This is a genomic window from Vibrio sp. T3Y01 (genome assembly GCF_013114525.1).
GTDB classification, from domain to species: Bacteria; Pseudomonadota; Gammaproteobacteria; order Enterobacterales; family Vibrionaceae; genus Vibrio; species Vibrio chagasii_B.
Genome location: NZ_VTXJ01000021.1, coordinates 49,151 through 65,273, shown reverse-complemented (window position 1 = coordinate 65,273; position 16,123 = coordinate 49,151). Strand labels below are relative to the sequence as shown.

Below are 16,123 nucleotides of genomic sequence, written 5' to 3'. Positions count from 1 at the left end.
TAAATACGACAGAGATATTTATTGAATATGGGAATGCTATCCCCGCAATAATTCCCTTTTTCATCTTTTGTGACCTAGGCATAATTGGCGCTTCCTTGTTCCACACATTTTTATAGGTCGCCTATGTTTAATCCTTCCCCTTATGGCTGGATATCCCAGTATTTTCTTGGTTTCTTTTTTGCCTATGGCGTTTATCTGCCATTTTGGGCGCTGTGGTTTGAAGACCAAGGCGTTTCTGCGGGGGACATTGGCGTATTGATTGGTGTGGGTTTGGCTACGCGTTGTGTTGCCAACTTTGTGATAACACCACGTATCTATAAAGTTGAGCATTTAATGCCAGCATTGCGTTGCCTCAGTTTTGTCGCGCTATTATTTGTTGGTTTCCATTTCTTTACTGGTGGTAGCTTTTTATTGATGCTGCTAGCAACGGTAATGTTCAACCTCTGCTATGGACCGATTATTCCGCTTTCTGATGCAATGGCGAACCATTACAGCCGTCTCAAGATGCTCGACTACGGACGTACACGCTTGTGGGGTTCAGTGGCATTTATTGCGGGTTCTACCGTGGTTGGTTATCTGGTGGCTGAATTTGGTACGGATATGATTTTGTATACTGCACTGGCAGGGGTGTTAGTGTCTTTATTGTTCGCGATGAGAAACCCGAACGTAATGCCGGTGACAGAATCAGAGCAAGTGGCTGAAAGACCTAAACTTGGTCAACTATTACGTGAGTCATCGGTAGTGAAGTTTCTTGCATTGATGGCACTGCTTCAAGGAAGCCACGCTGCGTATTACAGCTTTAGTGCGATTTACTGGAAAGAGGCGGGGCACTCTGAGGCGATCATCGGTTATCTGTGGAGCTTGGCTGTGGTTGCTGAGGTGGCAGTATTTGCTCTGAGTAAGCGACTGTTTGCTGGATTATCATTGCGCACTCTGTTTGTGATTGCTGGTATCGGAGTAATGGCTCGTTGGGGGATCACCGCATCAACGACTGCGATTCCAGTATTGATAGTGGCTCAGCTGTTGCACGGCGTGACATTCGCCATGGCACACATCGCTGCGATTCAATACATCCAATCTCAAGAGTCGAACAAAATGGTGGCATTGCAGGCTCTGTACAATGCGATACCACTTGGCGCCTTTATCGCATTAATGACGACCCTAAGTGGCTGGGGCTACGAATTGTGGGGTGCGAATATCTTCTGGGGAATGGCTGCGATGGGTGCAATTGCCCTGTTTATCAAGCTTGATGAAAGAAGCTCTGTGGTTGAAGTTAATCAACCTGAGTCAGAAGTTCATAGCTGATAACCAATCGTGATTATTAGAGTCTAAAGCACAGAATTTAAGCGATGCGATTGAGTTAATGACTCATCCTTAGTTAAATGAAACCTCTCCCTTATGGAGAGGTTTTTTATGGATGAAGAAAGGGTTTTCAATGCAAGGATGGGTAGTAATTCCAGTCTCTTTAGCCTACTTGGGCGTGTTATTTCTGATCGCTTGGTATGGAGACAGGCAGGTTCGTTGGCTATCGCGTTGGCGACCGTGGATCTATAGCCTTTCTATTGCGGTGTATTGTACCTCGTGGACCTTCTATGGAACGGTGGGTCAGGCGAGCAATAACCCTTGGTCTTTCTTACCCATCTATCTTGCTCCGATTTTGGTCTTCACCCTTGGGTGGCGGATCTTAGCGCGACTGATTCTGATCGCGAAGCGGGAACATATCACCTCAATTGCCGATTTCATTGCGGCTCGTTATGGTAAATCTCAAGGTTTAGCGGTAGCGGTGACGGTTATCGCTGTGATCGGTATTCTGCCTTATATCGCCTTACAACTGCGTGGCATCACCATGGGGCTAGATATTGTCGCACCTAGTCTGGCGCAAGATTTTGGCTATCAGGATTACCATGTTTCTTGGTTTGTGGTCGGTGCGCTAGCTATTTTTACCATGTTGTTTGGTACAAGGCACATTGATAACACGGAGCATCACCGTGGCATGATGATGGCGGTGGCGTTTGAGTCGATCGTTAAGCTGGCGGCATTTTTGATTGTTGGCTTGTTTATCATGTATTTGGCGATGAGCAGCGACAAGATTGATCTGCTCGACGTGGCGGCGAGCACTTATGAATCGCCGAATATTCCGACCTTAATTATCCATACTGTTTTGACCATGTTGGCGATTGTCTGCTTACCGCGTCAGTTCCATACCATGGTTGTTGAGAATGAGCGCCCTCAAGACTTGCACACCGCTCGTTGGTTGTTTCCGCTTTATCTGATTTTGATGGGGCTGTTTGTTCTTCCTATCGCATGGGCAGGGCAAGGGCTGCTTCCAAGCATGCCTGCAGATACGTATGTGATCAGCCTGCCGATGGCTGAAGGCGCCAATCATATTGCCTTGCTTGCGTTCCTTGGTGGTACGTCTGCTGCTAGTGGTATGGTAATTGTGTCGACCATCGCGTTGGCGATCATGGTGTCGAACGATTTAGTGATGCCGCTATTGCTGCGCCGTATGCGCCTTACCCAAAGGACTCATCGCCACTTCTCTGGGTTGCTATTGGTGATTCGTCGCGGGCTTATTTTATTGCTTCTACTTGGTGCTTGGTTGTTCTATCAGGCGCTCGATACCATTCATTCCTTGTCTGCGATTGGCTTCCTTTCGTTTGCGGCGATTGCTCAATTTGCTCCGGCACTGATTGGTGGTTTGTACTGGCGTCCGGGTAATCGCAAGGGTGTTTATGTCGGTTTAATGGTTGGCTCGGTGATTTGGCTCATTACCTTGATGAGTCAAACCAGTATGTTGGCTGGCGACAGTCAAAGCAACTTGCTGCTGTGGATCATCACACCACCAGAGTTACTCAGTAGTTGGGATATTAGCAGTTCAAATTGGGGGATAGTGCTGAGTATTGTGCTCAATACTTTGTGTTATGCCGTGGTTTCTATTTCGACCAGGCCAAGCCTAAGTGAGCGCTTACAATCGGCGGCATTTGTTGGTACGCCGCTGCCTGAAAATGAGAACATTAGCCTTTATCAAAGCCGTGTAACCGTGGCTGAACTAGAGATGTTGGCATCTCGGTTTGTCGGTCGAAAGCGAGCGAAAAGCGCTATCCAAAGTTACTGGCAGCAACACGGTCAACCGCTGCTTCCTAATCAACAAGCGCCAGCAAGCTTGATTCGACATGCTGAGCGTGTACTGGCGGGTGTTTTTGGAGCCTCCTCTGCTAAGTTAGTACTCACTTCCGCTCTGCAGGGCAGAAATATGCAGCTTGAAGAAGTGGCGACCATCGTTGATGAAGCCTCTGAGTTGTACGATTTCAGTCGTGGCTTGCTACAAGGTGCGATTGAGCATATTGGTCAAGGTATTGCAGTGGTTGATAAACAGATGAGGCTGGTGGCATGGAATCAGCGTTACTTAGAACTGTTTGAATTCCCTGCTGGCTTGATACAAGTGGGCAGGCCGATCTCCGATGTGATTCGCCACAATGCTCAGCAAGGTTTGTGTGGTCCGGGTGACCCTGAAGATCATGTGCGTCGCCGTGTTTATCATTTGGAGCAAGGTACACGACACACCTCTTCTCGCATTCGCCCTGATGGTCGCGTGATTGAGGTGCAAGGCAATCCAATGCCAAGCGGCGGCTTTGTGATGAGCTTTACCGATATCACGGTATTCAGACAAGCAGAACAGGCACTAAAAGACGCCAATGAAAGCTTGGAATCAAGAGTGCACGAACGAACTCAAGAACTCGAAAAACTCAATCATCGCTTGGTCAAGGCGACACAAATTTCTGATCAAGAATCGCAATCTAAGAGTCGTTTCTTGGCGGCAGTAAGCCACGATTTGATGCAGCCACTTAATGCGGCGCGCTTGTTTGCTTCGTCACTTTCGGAGGTAGCAAAAGAGCAAGAGGTGAAGCAGCTTTCATCCCATATTGAAAGTGCACTGGGTGCGGCAGAGGACTTGATTGGTGATTTGTTGGATATCTCACGATTAGAGTCCGGCAAGCTGGAAACTAACATTCACGCCATTGCGGTGCACGATGTGCTCGCTAACTTGAATGCTGAATTTAGTGCCTTAGCGACGCAACAAAAAATTGATTTCAAGATGATCCCATCATCCCTGTTTATTCATTCTGACCCTAAGCTGTTAAGGCGTGTGATTCAGAACTTTTTGACTAACGCTTTCCGCTATAACCCAGAGGGGAAAGTGGTGCTGGGAGCAAGACGAGTCAACGGGCAGGTGCGAATCGATGTGTGGGATAACGGAACCGGTATTGATGAGGACAAGCAACAAGAGATCTTCGAAGAGTTTACTCGTGGTAGCCAAGTGCGTTCCGATCAAGGCTTAGGGCTTGGCCTTGCGATTTCTAAAGGTATTGCTCATGTGCTTGGTCATCAAATATCGATGCGCTCATGGCCGGAGCAAGGCAGTGTTTTCTCTATAACCTTAGCAAGAGCGGAACAAGTGGCTCCGGTTGTGCAAGCTACTGCGTCAGTGGCGAGCAGTGACATCGAGCACCTTAAAATCTTGTGTGTTGATAATGAACGAGAGATTTTGGTTGGTATGGAGAACCTGATTGGTCGCTGGGGTTGTGAGGTTAAAACGGCAGTTGATTTGGTCGAGAGTTTGAAGTGCCTCGATGGTGACTGGAAACCCGATGTGATCTTTTCTGATTACCGCCTCGATAATGGGCGAACAGGGCTTGAGGTGTTGCAACAGTGTCGCTTGCGCCTTGGAGATTCCTTTGAAGGGGTCATCATTAGTGCCGATAGAACCGATGACATGTTGGCGGCGATAAAGGCCAACAGCTTTAGCTTTATTGCCAAGCCAGTGAAACCACTAAAACTCAGAGCAGTGTTGAATCGTGTGAGTTAATTTAAGTCATTATTAGATCCTAATAAGGCCTCTGATGAGGCCTTTTTCGATCCGGTAGACTTGTTATGAGTTACTGGTTTTAACCTGCGATACCACCTTGAGTGAGAGCAGTTGGGTCAAGCAGCTTGCTGAGTTCTTCTCGGCTAAGATCGGTTTCTCGCTCGGCAACATCAAGGATAGGTAAACCCTCTTTGTAAGCTTTCTTGGCAATATCTGCTGCCTTTAGGTAACCAATCACAGGATTAAGTGCAGTCACCAAAATAGGATTCTTTGAAAGCGCTAAATCAAGATTGTCTTGGCGCACCGTGAAGGTTGCAACCGCTTTATCTGCTAGCGCGACTGAACTGTTAGCTAAAAGCTCGATACTTTCTAATACGTTATGAGCAATCACTGGTAGCATCACATTCAGTTGGAAGTTGCCAGATTGGCCCGCTACCGTAATGGTGGTGTCGTTACCAATCACCTGCGCTGCCGCCATCGCTGCAGCTTCTGGTATTACAGGGTTCACCTTGCCCGGCATGATAGATGAGCCTGGTTGTAGCGCCTGCAATTCAATTTCTCCTAAGCCAGCTAATGGACCAGAGTTCATCCAGCGAAGATCGTTTGCGATCTTCATGATCGCAACTGCTGCAGTTTTGAGCTGACCCGAAAAGGCAACGATCGCGTCTTGACTGCTGAGGTTGAAAAAGAAGTTTTCACTCGAGTTAAAGCTGATCTTTGTCGACTGCGACAGGTTACTTGCAAACTTATCGGCAAAGCGAGGGTCAGCATTGATGCCTGTACCTACCGCCGTTCCACCTTGAGCAAGCGCTTTAATAGCGGGCAGGGTGCTTTCAATGGCTTGCTTAGCGTGTTCAATCTGGAACTTCCAGCCACCTAATTCTTGAGCAAAGGTAATCGGCATCGCATCCATTAGGTGAGTACGGCCGGTTTTCACTACCTCGGCAAGCTCTTGCTGTTTAACGTTCAGGGCTTCAGACAGGTGGGTTAGTGCTGGTAGCAGCTTGTTTTCAGCAGTGAGTGCGACACTGACTTGAATCGCGGTTGGTACCACATCGTTACTGCTTTGTCCCATGTTGACGTGATCGTTCGGGTTCACGTCGCCTTGCAAACTTCTTGAAGCGAGTGTTGCAATCACTTCGTTGGCGTTCATGTTGGAGCTAGTACCTGAGCCGGTTTGATAAACATCGATCGGGAATTGATCGAGATGTTTGCCATCAATGATCTCTTGGCTCGCTTCGGCAATCGCATTGGCAATATCGCCCTCCAATAACCCCAACTGAGCGTTGGTGTCAGCGGCGGCCTGTTTAATGAATGCCAATGCTTGAATGAAGCTGGTGGGCATCTTGTGGGAGCTAAACGCGAAATTATCTGCGGCACGTTGAGTTTGTGCTTGATACAGCGCATCAGCAGGGACTTTTACTTCTCCCATGCTGTCTTTTTCAATTCGATATTGTAGGGTCATCTTCTATCCTTGTTAGCCAAGTGGGGCTTGGACTTGTTGTAGTGTCTGGCTGAGATTCAAAAAACGCGCTTGGCCATGTGGTTGCTGGCAGTAGTGGCGTTTTAGATAAAATAGTGGTGAGTGAATTGAGTCTAGGCAGATATGACGAAAGGTAAAACTGCGCTCAGGTGACTCAATCGCTTCAATCAGATGGAAGAAAACTTGGCGCAGGTACAGCTCGCACAGCAAGATGTTTTCTTGGGCGGCGTGTTTTTCATAGTATGCGGCAAGCGTTTGTGCACACTCGATGTAGTCTCGAATTACAAACGGCTCGTGCCCGTGAACTTGCTCTGAGGAGGTAAAGCGATCCTGCGCTTTGTAGAACCTCGAATAGAGAACCTGCTGCTCTTTCATCATCATTTTCATCTCTACATTGGATGTTAATGATAATTATTATCAAACAGAGGTTTAAAAACAACCCTTTGTTTCTGTTTTTATAAAACGGTAGGCAAAAGAAAAAAGCCGATACATAACGTATCGGCTTTCTGAGATTCAGTACCTAATCCCTACAATGTAAGTACTGATTCATTTTTTTGCTAAACATCTTTGTTTAGTGGTCGTGAGCTTCACCTGCACCTTTCGGGTAACGGATGTTTTCAACCATCTCTTGTACGTCTTGTGGTACTTCAGCAGTTACCTTGTTTACCGCAATTGAAACTACGAAGTTTAGACACATACCTAGCGTACCGATGCCTTCTGGGCTGATACCAAACCACCAGTTTTCAGGTGTGCTTGCTGCTGGGTTAACGAACTTGAAGTAGATGATGTAGCTTGCTGTGAAGGCAATACCTGTCAACATACCTGCAATCGCACCTTCCTTGTTCATCTTCTTGTAGAAGATGCCTAGGATAATTGCTGGGAAGAAGGATGCTGCGGCTAAGCCGAAGGCAAACGCTACTACCTGAGCTACGAAGCCTGGAGGGTTAATACCCAAGTAACCTGCACCGATAATCGCGACCATTGCTGCCAAACGAGCGGCTAGTAGCTCCTGCTTGTCGGTCATGTTTGGTCTGAAGCCTTTCTTCAACAAGTCATGTGAAATCGATGTTGAGATAACCAATAGTAGACCAGCGGCTGTTGATAGTGCGGCTGCTAGGCCACCGGCTGCCAGTAGCGCTACAACCCAGTTTGGTAGTTTTGCTAGTTCTGGAGAAGCCAGTACGATGATGTCACGGTTAATCTTCATCTCGTTGCGCTCATCGCCCGAGTAGAACATTTTGCCATCGCCGTTCTTATCTTCCCAACCGACTAGACCAGTGCTTTCCCAGTTTTTGTACCAGCTAGGTGCGTCTGCTGCTGCGACACCTTGCATGTCTGGGCCGTTAATCGTTTCAATCATGTTTACACGAGCGAATGCTGCAACGCCTGGTGCTGTTGTGTATAGCAATGAGATGAACAGTAGTGCCCAACCTGCTGAGATACGAGCATCACGTACTTTAGGTACTGTGAAGAAACGGATGATTACGTGTGGAAGACCTGCAGTACCCACCATTAGAGCTGCACAGATGAAGAATACATCCACCATGCTCTTGTTACCTTCGGTATAGGCGGTAAATCCGAGCTCTTCAGTCAATCCATCCAGTTTATCGAGTAGGTAAACGTCTGTGCCTGAAATCGTTGAACCCATACCAACTTGTGGAAGCGGGTTACCTGTCATCATGATTGACGTGAAGATTGCTGGAACAAGGAAGGCGAAAATGAGGACACAGAATTGAGCTACCTGCGTATAAGTGATGCCTTTCATGCCACCAAGTACTGCGTAGAAGAACACAATACCCATACCAATGATGATACCTAGGTTAATGTCGACCTCTAGGAAACGAGAGAATACTACGCCCACACCACGCATTTGACCTGCAACGTATGTGAATGATACGAAGATTGCACAGAATACCGCTACCATACGTGCTGTTTTCGAGTAGTAACGTTCGCCGATAAAATCAGGAACCGTAAACTGACCGAACTTACGTAGGTAAGGTGCTAAACATAGCGCAAGTAGTACATAACCACCTGTCCAGCCCATTAGGTAAACCGCACCGTCGTAACCAACGAATGAGATGATACCTGCCATTGAGATGAATGACGCTGCCGACATCCAGTCAGCGGCTGTCGCCATACCGTTTGCTACTGGGTGTACACCACCGCCCGCAACGTAGAATTCACTGGTAGACCCTGCGCGAGCCCAGATTGCGATGCCGATATACAGTGCGAAAGTGATACCGACGAGAATAAACGTCCAAGTTTGAATATCCATGTTCTAGCCTCTAGTCTTCCTGTACGTTGTATTTTTTGTCGAGCGCATTCATGCGGACAACGTAAATGAATATCAGCGCCACGAAGGTGTATATCGAACCTTGTTGAGCGAACCAAAAGCCTAGCTTAAACCCGCCAAACTGAACGGTGTTAAGGGCATCAACAAATAAGATGCCTGCGCCGTAAGACACTGCGAACCAGATCGCGAGCAGTGTTCCCATAATTCCCAAGTTTTCCTTCCAGTAGGCTTGAGCATGTTCCGTAGATTCGAACGCCATTGCCTTCTCCTTTATTCCGTTTCCGTAGAATGTCGTTGTGTTAACGTAATGTTACGATTTGAAATGTAGCAAGGATAAGTCAAGGGATCTGTGCAACTTTAGTCGGGACAGTTTTAGCCCTAATCCACTGAAATATGGGAGTCGGGAGACAAAACTATATAAAAATGTGATGTTACAAGGTTGTTAAATTAGCCAAAAGTCTAACAAAAAGGGGGGAATTAATGAGTGAGTAATAAAATTTAACAACTAAATGACAGATAACCAGTATTTAGTCCTGCTTATGACACTAAGGGAAATATAAGTTTGTTATAGTAATTACGCTGCTTTTAGAGCCCTTTTCTTGCTTAATGGCAGAAATTCGACATGCTTAAATCACGAGTTTTATTCTTTGGGGGAATGAATTGGACGCAATAACTATTAATCACTTATTTTTAACTGGTGCCGTGCTCATCGCCATCAGTGTGCTTTTCTCACAAGTGTCCTCACGATTGGGCGTTCCGATTCTTTTGATCTTTTTGTTTGTTGGTATGTTGGCGGGTGAAGATGGTCCCGGCGGCATCAATTTTGATGATTATTCATTAACTTACTTGGTGAGTAACCTTGCACTTGCTGTGATCTTACTGGATGGCGGTATGCGCACCAAGGTGGCGAGTTTCAAGGTTGCGTTTTGGCCTTCGCTGTCGTTAGCCACGATAGGTGTGGCTTGTACTGCCACTCTCACCGGCTTAATGGCGGCTTGGCTATTCGATCTATCACTGATGCAAGGCATTCTAGTGGGCGCTATTGTGGGCTCAACCGATGCAGCGGCGGTATTTTCTCTGCTCAAAGGGCAGAGCCTCAACGAGCGTGTTGGATCAACTCTAGAGATCGAATCGGGTACCAACGACCCTATGGCGGTCTTCTTAACGGTGACCTTAATCGCACTACTTGGCACCCCAGATGCCGAGATGGGGATGAACTTCCTGCTGAAAAGTTTCGCGATGCAATTTGGTGTTGGCACGCTTATCGGCCTTGGTGGTGGTTGGGTTCTGTGGAGTCTCATCAACCGAGTGCAGCTGGCTGATGGTCTTTACTCGATTCTGGTACTGAGCGGCGGTGTGGCTCTGTTTGCTTTCTCTAACATGCTTGGCGGTAGTGGCATCCTATCGATTTACTTGGTGGGTTTATTCATTGGTAATCGTCCAACACGCTCTCGACACTCGATTCTCAATGTCCTTGATGGCATGACGTGGTTAAGCCAAATCGTGATGTTCTTGGTGTTGGGTTTACTGGTGACGCCATCGACACTGATGGACATTGCTCTGCCTGCGCTAGCATTGGCTTTCGGTATGATTTTGTTTGCACGTCCGCTGTCTGTTTGGTTGGGCTTGCTACCGTTTAGAAGCTTTACCACCAAGGAGCGTTGGTTTGTTTCTTGGGTTGGGTTACGTGGTGCGGTGCCGATCATTTTGGCGGTGTTCCCGATGATGGCTGGTCTGCCTAATGCTCAGCTGTATTTCAATATCGCCTTCTTCGTGGTTATGGTGTCGCTGATTGTTCAAGGTGGCAGCTTGATGAAAGTGGCGAGGCTGGCTCAAGTTACCTTACCACCAACGCCGACACCTGTTTCACGCACTGGTATCGAGATCTACCCGACCAGTGAGTGGGAGATGTTTGTCTACAAGTTGAAAGAAGAGAAGTGGTGTGTCGGTGAGCCGCTTAAGCGCTTATCGATGCCGGAAGGAACACGTATTACCGCACTGTTTCGACAGGACGTCTTGCTTCATCCATCGGGCAGTACAGTATTGGAAGCGAACGATATTCTTTGTGTGCTTGGTCAAGACAAAGACTTAGATAGCTTAAGTGAGTTGTTCAGTGAAGCGCCTGAGGCTGAAGAGGCTGCGCGATTCTTTGGTGATTTCTTCCTAGAGGTTGGCTTGTCGATTGCTGCGGTGAGTGACTGTTATGGCATCGAGCTTGGTTCTGAAGAAGAGCGTGAGATGACGCTAAAACAACTGGCTGAACGCGAACTTGGCCCTCATCCAGTATTGGGTGATAGCTTCGAGTGGCATGACATCAATTGGGTGGTTGCAGAGATAGAGGATCATAAAGTCGTCAAGCTGGGTTTATGTTTGCCTAAGACGACTTTAGAAGAGGATATCAGTGGCGCTTAATTATGGACTTCTTGCAGTAAGATAACCGCTTGAGTTCGGTTCTTTACATCCAGTTTACGGAAGATGGCTGTCATGTGCGCCTTGATGGTCGCTTCCGAAACATTCAATTCATAGGCGATTTGCTTGTTCAGCAGTCCGTCGGAAAGCATTCCTAGCACCTTGTATTGTTGTGGCGTCAGTGTGGCAATTTTTTCCGCAAGGTCGCTACAAGCCGCATTGTTAGTGATCAGCCCTTCAGGGAAGAACGGGTCGCCATTCAGCACTTGATTGAGTGCACTTACCAATTCACGCATGTCACTCGACTTTGGAATAAAGCCAAACGCACCATGGCTTTTCACTTGAGTGACAACGCTAGCGTCTTCACTCGCTGAGATCACGACAATCGGTAGATCTGGGTATTCCGCACGAAGTTGAATGAGACCAGACATTCCATTGGCTCCCGGCATTTTTAGGTCGAGCAGCAGTAGGTCGGGTTCATCTTCTTTTTTAAGCAGAGTCAGTAACGCGTCGAGAGAGTCGGCCTCAAGTAAGTTCGCACCGCTGATCGCCATATGAACCGACTGAAATAGGGCGTTGCGGAAGAGAGGGTGGTCATCTGCAATGATGATGGTGTAGGTCGAGTCCATGACGTCCATACTTTTAACAATTTAGTTAATATTTATTATCATCCTGATTGAGTATGTGGACAATATCTATGCATTAAAAGTCTGAACCATATCGACTTTTATCCCTGTTCTTGGAAAGTGTTTCCTATAATCACAAAAAAGCCGCACTGCCATCTCGTTATGAGGGGCGGTGCGGCTTTGTCTGGTGTTACATTCAGACCAATGTTGCCGTTATAGCTGGTGGTCTTGCATGTGTTTTAAGAATACATCGGCAGGCATAAAACCAGTCACACGAGCATTTGGAACATGGTTACCCTCGCTATCCCAGAACTCAATGGTTGGTAAGCCAAGTACTTGCAGTTGCTTCAGTAATTCAATGTCTTGAGGCATGTTTCGCGTCACGTCTGCTTGAAGTAACACGAAGTCAGACAGCTTGTTCTCGACGTCTGCTTGATGGAAGGTGTACTTCTCAAACTCTTTACACGCCACACACCAATCGGCGTAGAAGTCGAGCATCACTGGCTTGCCTAGTTTCTTCGCTTCGATGAGCTGGATTTCAAGCTCTTCAACGGTGTTGATACGAGCAAACTGGATCTGTTGTTCCACTACAACGCTCTTTTCTGCAAACCAGTAATTTAGTGCTGGTTGAGCAGAAGCAAACAGACCAAGCATTGCGATGATGCCCACAGCGCTCTGCTTCCAACCACCGAATGGCAATGCATTCTTGCTATGGTAAAGCCAACCGAAGGCGATGAAGCCAAGGCCAGACCAAAGCACGGTTGCCCATAATTCAGGGATAATGCGCTCTAGCAGGAAGATAGGTGCTGCCAACAAGATAAAGCCGAATACGACCTTCACTTTATCCATCCAGCTGCCTGCTTTTGGCAGTAGCTTATTGCCAAATACCGCCACCAAGATTAGTGGAATGCCCATACCCATAGCTAATGCATACAGAGCAATCGCGCCTGTAAATAGGTCGCCACTTTGAGCCACATACAGCAGCGCACCCGACAGTGGTGCCGTAGTACAAGGTGAACACACCAAACCAGAGATAGCACCCATCGCGAATACGCCCAAGGTATTGCCGCCTTGCTGTTTGTTGCTTTGGTTGTTGAGCCAGGTTTGGACACTGCTCGGCAGTTGTAGGTTATACACGCCAAACATCGACATCGCTAACGCTACGAACAGAACGCTCAACGCAATCAACACGTAAGGATGTTGCATCGCAGCTTGAAATTGCATACCCGCAGACGCAACCACCAAACCTAGTAGTGTGTAGGTTAGTGCCATACCTTGCACGTAGATGAAGGACAACATCAACGCGCGACCTTGGCTGAGCTTGCCACCACCTAACACGATGCCCGTTAGGATTGGATACATAGGCAGAACACACGGTGTGAAGGCTAAGCCAACACCGAGCGCCAAGAACAGTAACGGGGTCCACCAACTGTCACCGAGTTTATCGGCTAGGCTTGCTTCTTTTGAAACGGGTGCGCTTGATTGTGGTGCTGTGTTATTGGCCACATCTGCTTTTGGAGAAGCAACTTGTGGTGAGCTGTTCGCTTGGTTACTAGTCGTGTCGGTAGCAGTGTCGCTTGAACCCGTCGCTTCAAACGGTGCAATGTCGATGACGCGAGTTTCTGGAGGGTAGCAGAAGCCAGCCTCGGCACAGCCTTGATACTTAACGATCAGCTGCGAGCCATCTTGGTAACTTTGTAGGGGAACTTGTACGAATAGCGGCTGAGTATAAACACTCACCTCACCAAAGAATTCATCTTGATGTGGCTTACCATCTTCTAACTCAACATTACCGATAGCGAGATTTTGGCCGCTAAAAGAGAGGCTATGTTGATAGAGGTAGTAGCCTTCTTTTACCTGCCAGTCGAGAAGCACCTTGCCGTCTTGCTGGTAGTAATTGAAAGGGAAAGCTTGGTCTACAGGAACAAAACCGTTGTTATTGCCTCCGAAGCTTGGCTCGGCGTTGTCATTTCCAAAAAGCGCCCACGCAGGCTGGGTGAACAGGGAAATACAAACAAAAAGTAATGTGGCAAGTCGTCGCATACTATTTAGTCATTTAATGGAGTTATGGGTATCTTAACTCAATCAGACCGTAATAGTTTGCTATTAGTTTCATTGGCTAGCAAATATCCCTTAGGGCGGGAAATCCACTTTCTTAGGTAATCGAGATAAGGTCAGCCTTGCAGCAGGCATAGGGAGCCCTTGCCAGTTAGGCATTTAAGCCACACCCAAGCGTGCTTTTACGACTTGCTCGCAAGCATCGATGTTGGTTGTGTCTTTTGGAATAATTAACACGGTGTCGTTGCCACCAACAGTACCGATAATCTCAGTATGCGGGTCGATATCGACTAATCTTGCAACTAACTGTGCGCAACCTGGATGAGTTTTAACTATCACCATTGCTTGGTTATGAGTTATTAATTCGATTTGCGAAGAGATGGACGCATCGACACGTACAGGCGCGCTTTCAACCGTAATGCAGTAGACTTTTTTACCACAGGCATTCTGAATTTTGACTACGCCGAGCTGTGACAAAATACGAGATACTGTCGACTGGCTAATGCCGGTATAGCCGATCTCGACTAGCTTTTCGCGCAGCTGGTTTTGGGTTGAGAAGCTTTGTTGTTGTAGTAAGCGTTTGCACGCTGCAGTCAGTGTTTTATCTTCAGCTGAATACAAGCAACCGTGCTCAGTGATCGGGTTCATGAACAACTCCTTAAGGTCAACAGTGATACCGCTTGTCCGTAGCGTCGTGCGCACTCCCAAAGCCGTAGAGTACGATTTGTTAATTAGGGCTTACCGACGAATCCTGAAGTAAAGAAGGGCGGGTATGCGAGATGTATGATCATCTATTCATTTAGTCTACCACTAAAGGATAGTTATCTTTTTGAAGGCGATCACCAAACAAAATTCTGGTTATTTGCTTATATTTTGGTGCTTTATTCTTGGGGTGAGTGGATATTTATTCCGCATTGGGAATAAATATCCATGTGTTTTGAAAGGTTTTAGCCTTGGTGTTAATGAAGGTAAGGGCTAGCGAATTTCACTCATGATCTCGCGAGAGAATACTTTTTCACAGTAATGGCATTTTAGCTGCACATTTTCCTGTTTTAGCTGCACTTTAAAGCTACTTTCAACGGGTTCACCGTGTGAAATACAGTTGCTATTTGGACATGAGAATACACTGTTGATTTGCTCTGGCAGTACAAGCGTCAGTTTGTTCACTACCTTGTACTCTTCAATCTGATTGACCGTTGCCTGTGGCGCATAAAGAGCCAATTGGTTCGCCTGTTCTTTGGTTAGAAAGATGTTCTCAATCTTGATCAGGTCTTTGTGCCCCAGCGCGGACGATGGCAGGTTTAACCCCATGGTGATGCGCTGTTCTGTTTTGTGCATCTTGAACAGTTTAAGGATTTTGATACCTAAGTGAGCAGGGATGTGGTCAATGACGCTGCCGTTACGGATCGCTTCTACTTGTAGCTGAGTTTGTTTAACCATGACTGTGTCTCCTGCTTATAAAGTGTCGTTTAGAACTAGGGCTAATAGGGCTTCGCGAGCGTAGACACCATTTTCAGCTTGCTCGAAGTAGTAAGCGTGTGGTGTTTTATCGACGTCGGTGGTGATCTCGTCAACGCGTGGCAGTGGGTGAAGCACTTTCATGTTTTGGCGGGCGTCTTTCAATGTGTCGGCGGTGAGGATGTAAGCCGATTTCATGTGTGCGTATTCTGATGCATCAAAGCGCTCTTTCTGTACGCGAGTCATGTACAGTACATCCAGTTCCGGTACCACTTCTTCAATGCTGCTGTGGGTGCTGTATTGAATGCCCATCTCTTCCAGCTCTTCACAGATGTAATCTGGCATCGCTAATACTTCTGGCGCGATAAAGAAGAAACGTACGTTATTGAATTTTGATAGTGCTTGCGTCAGTGAGTGCACGGTACGGCCATATTTAAGATCGCCTACAAACGCCACATTGAGGTTGTCGAGTGTGCCTTGCGTTTCGTAAATCGAGAACAGGTCTAGCAGGGTTTGAGTTGGGTGTTGGTTCGCGCCATCACCGCCATTCACTACTGGCACACCGTTAGAGAACTCAGACGCCAAGCGTGCAGCCCCTTCTTGTGGGTGACGCATCACAAAGGCATCAACGTAAGATGAAATCACCTGCACTGAATCGGCAAGTGTTTCACCTTTCTTAGCCAGCGATGTGTTACCGCCATTATCAAAACCGATGACTGTGCCACCCAGGCGTTGAACTGCGGTTTCGAATGAGAGACGAGTTCGAGTTGAAGGCTCAAAGAAGCAGCTCGCAACGACTTTATTTTTCAGCAACTCTGGATTTGGTTCAGCCTTGAGCCTTGCTGCGGTATCGACGATAAGCTCCAGTTCATCACGAGAGAGCTCAGGAATGGAGATGATGTGCTTGTTAAATAACGAATGCGCCATAA

12 protein-coding genes are annotated in these 16,123 nt (G+C 47.3%); 3 read left to right on the top strand and 9 right to left on the bottom strand.

Annotated features, from left to right (window positions below; all coding sequences use genetic code 11):
• The first annotated feature begins 123 nt into the window (after nt 1-123).
• Complete coding sequence (locus F0232_RS19410; protein ID WP_105057670.1) at nt 124-1,305, top strand: 3-phenylpropionate MFS transporter; 1,182 nt, start codon at nt 124-126, stop codon at nt 1,303-1,305.
• A gap of 130 nt (nt 1,306-1,435) precedes the next feature.
• Nucleotides 1,436-4,867, top strand: a complete 3,432-nt coding sequence (locus F0232_RS19405) for a PAS domain-containing hybrid sensor histidine kinase/response regulator (RefSeq protein ID WP_105057868.1) — start codon at nt 1,436-1,438, stop codon at nt 4,865-4,867.
• Nucleotides 4,868-4,946: 79 nt separating this feature from the next.
• Here F0232_RS19405 and F0232_RS19400 read toward each other — a convergent pair whose 3' ends face one another.
• The 4 genes from F0232_RS19400 to F0232_RS19385 all read right to left on the bottom strand — a co-directional run bounded on the left by F0232_RS19400 (nt 4,947) and on the right by F0232_RS19385 (nt 8,902).
• Entirely contained in the window at nt 4,947-6,332 is a 1,386-nt protein-coding gene (locus F0232_RS19400; protein ID WP_105057669.1) for a lyase family protein, read from the bottom strand.
• 12 nt (nt 6,333-6,344) lie between these two features.
• The gene (locus F0232_RS19395; RefSeq protein WP_004737102.1) at nt 6,345-6,731 is read right to left on the bottom strand and encodes a hypothetical protein; all 387 of its coding nucleotides are present in this window, start codon (nt 6,729-6,731) and stop codon (nt 6,345-6,347) included.
• A gap of 190 nt (nt 6,732-6,921) precedes the next feature.
• Entirely contained in the window at nt 6,922-8,625 is a 1,704-nt protein-coding gene (locus tag F0232_RS19390) for a sodium:solute symporter family protein (RefSeq protein WP_061033590.1), read from the bottom strand.
• A gap of 10 nt (nt 8,626-8,635) precedes the next feature.
• Nucleotides 8,636-8,902: a DUF4212 domain-containing protein gene (locus tag F0232_RS19385; RefSeq protein ID WP_008219570.1), complete on the bottom strand. Its 267-nt coding sequence runs from the start codon at nt 8,900-8,902 to the stop codon at nt 8,636-8,638.
• A gap of 401 nt (nt 8,903-9,303) precedes the next feature.
• Between F0232_RS19385 and F0232_RS19380 the strand changes: the two genes are divergently transcribed.
• On the top strand, nt 9,304-11,055 hold the full coding sequence (locus tag F0232_RS19380) for a potassium/proton antiporter (RefSeq protein ID WP_061033591.1): 1,752 nt from the start codon (nt 9,304-9,306) through the stop codon (nt 11,053-11,055).
• Here the strand turns inward: F0232_RS19380 and F0232_RS19375 are convergent.
• From F0232_RS19375 to pyrB, 5 genes are all read right to left on the bottom strand, one after another.
• On the bottom strand, nt 11,052-11,681 hold the full coding sequence (locus F0232_RS19375; RefSeq protein ID WP_076655813.1) for a response regulator transcription factor: 630 nt from the start codon (nt 11,679-11,681) through the stop codon (nt 11,052-11,054). The two genes, F0232_RS19380 and F0232_RS19375, sit on opposite strands and share 4 nt — an antisense overlap.
• 210 nt (nt 11,682-11,891) lie before the next feature.
• Nucleotides 11,892-13,721: a protein-disulfide reductase DsbD gene (locus F0232_RS19370; protein WP_061033593.1), complete on the bottom strand. Its 1,830-nt coding sequence runs from the start codon at nt 13,719-13,721 to the stop codon at nt 11,892-11,894.
• Between the two features lie 174 nt (nt 13,722-13,895).
• Complete coding sequence (locus tag F0232_RS19365; protein WP_004737108.1) at nt 13,896-14,384, bottom strand: arginine repressor; 489 nt, start codon at nt 14,382-14,384, stop codon at nt 13,896-13,898.
• Nucleotides 14,385-14,711: 327 nt separating this feature from the next.
• Nucleotides 14,712-15,176, bottom strand: a complete 465-nt coding sequence (gene pyrI, locus F0232_RS19360) for an aspartate carbamoyltransferase regulatory subunit (RefSeq protein WP_004737110.1) — start codon at nt 15,174-15,176, stop codon at nt 14,712-14,714.
• Nucleotides 15,177-15,191: 15 nt separating this feature from the next.
• A complete protein-coding gene (gene pyrB, locus F0232_RS19355; RefSeq protein WP_004737111.1) occupies nt 15,192-16,121 on the bottom strand; it encodes an aspartate carbamoyltransferase in 930 nt (309 codons plus the stop codon).
• Nucleotides 16,122-16,123 lie beyond the last annotated feature (2 nt).

Coding starts and splice junctions, on each gene's coding strand:
- F0232_RS19410 (WP_105057670.1), top strand. CDS start 124: ATGTTTAATCCTTCCCCTTATGGCTGGATATCCCAGTATTTTCTTGGT.
- F0232_RS19405 (WP_105057868.1), top strand. CDS start 1,436: ATGCAAGGATGGGTAGTAATTCCAGTCTCTTTAGCCTACTTGGGCGTG.
- F0232_RS19400 (WP_105057669.1), bottom strand. CDS start 6,332: ATGACCCTACAATATCGAATTGAAAAAGACAGCATGGGAGAAGTAAAA.
- F0232_RS19395 (WP_004737102.1), bottom strand. CDS start 6,731: ATGATGATGAAAGAGCAGCAGGTTCTCTATTCGAGGTTCTACAAAGCG.
- F0232_RS19390 (WP_061033590.1), bottom strand. CDS start 8,625: ATGGATATTCAAACTTGGACGTTTATTCTCGTCGGTATCACTTTCGCA.
- F0232_RS19385 (WP_008219570.1), bottom strand. CDS start 8,902: ATGGCGTTCGAATCTACGGAACATGCTCAAGCCTACTGGAAGGAAAAC.
- F0232_RS19375 (WP_076655813.1), bottom strand. CDS start 11,681: ATGGACTCGACCTACACCATCATCATTGCAGATGACCACCCTCTCTTC.
- F0232_RS19370 (WP_061033593.1), bottom strand. CDS start 13,721: ATGCGACGACTTGCCACATTACTTTTTGTTTGTATTTCCCTGTTCACC.
- F0232_RS19365 (WP_004737108.1), bottom strand. CDS start 14,384: ATGAACCCGATCACTGAGCACGGTTGCTTGTATTCAGCTGAAGATAAA.
- pyrI (WP_004737110.1), bottom strand. CDS start 15,176: ATGGTTAAACAAACTCAGCTACAAGTAGAAGCGATCCGTAACGGCAGC.
- pyrB (WP_004737111.1), bottom strand. CDS start 16,121: ATGGCGCATTCGTTATTTAACAAGCACATCATCTCCATTCCTGAGCTC.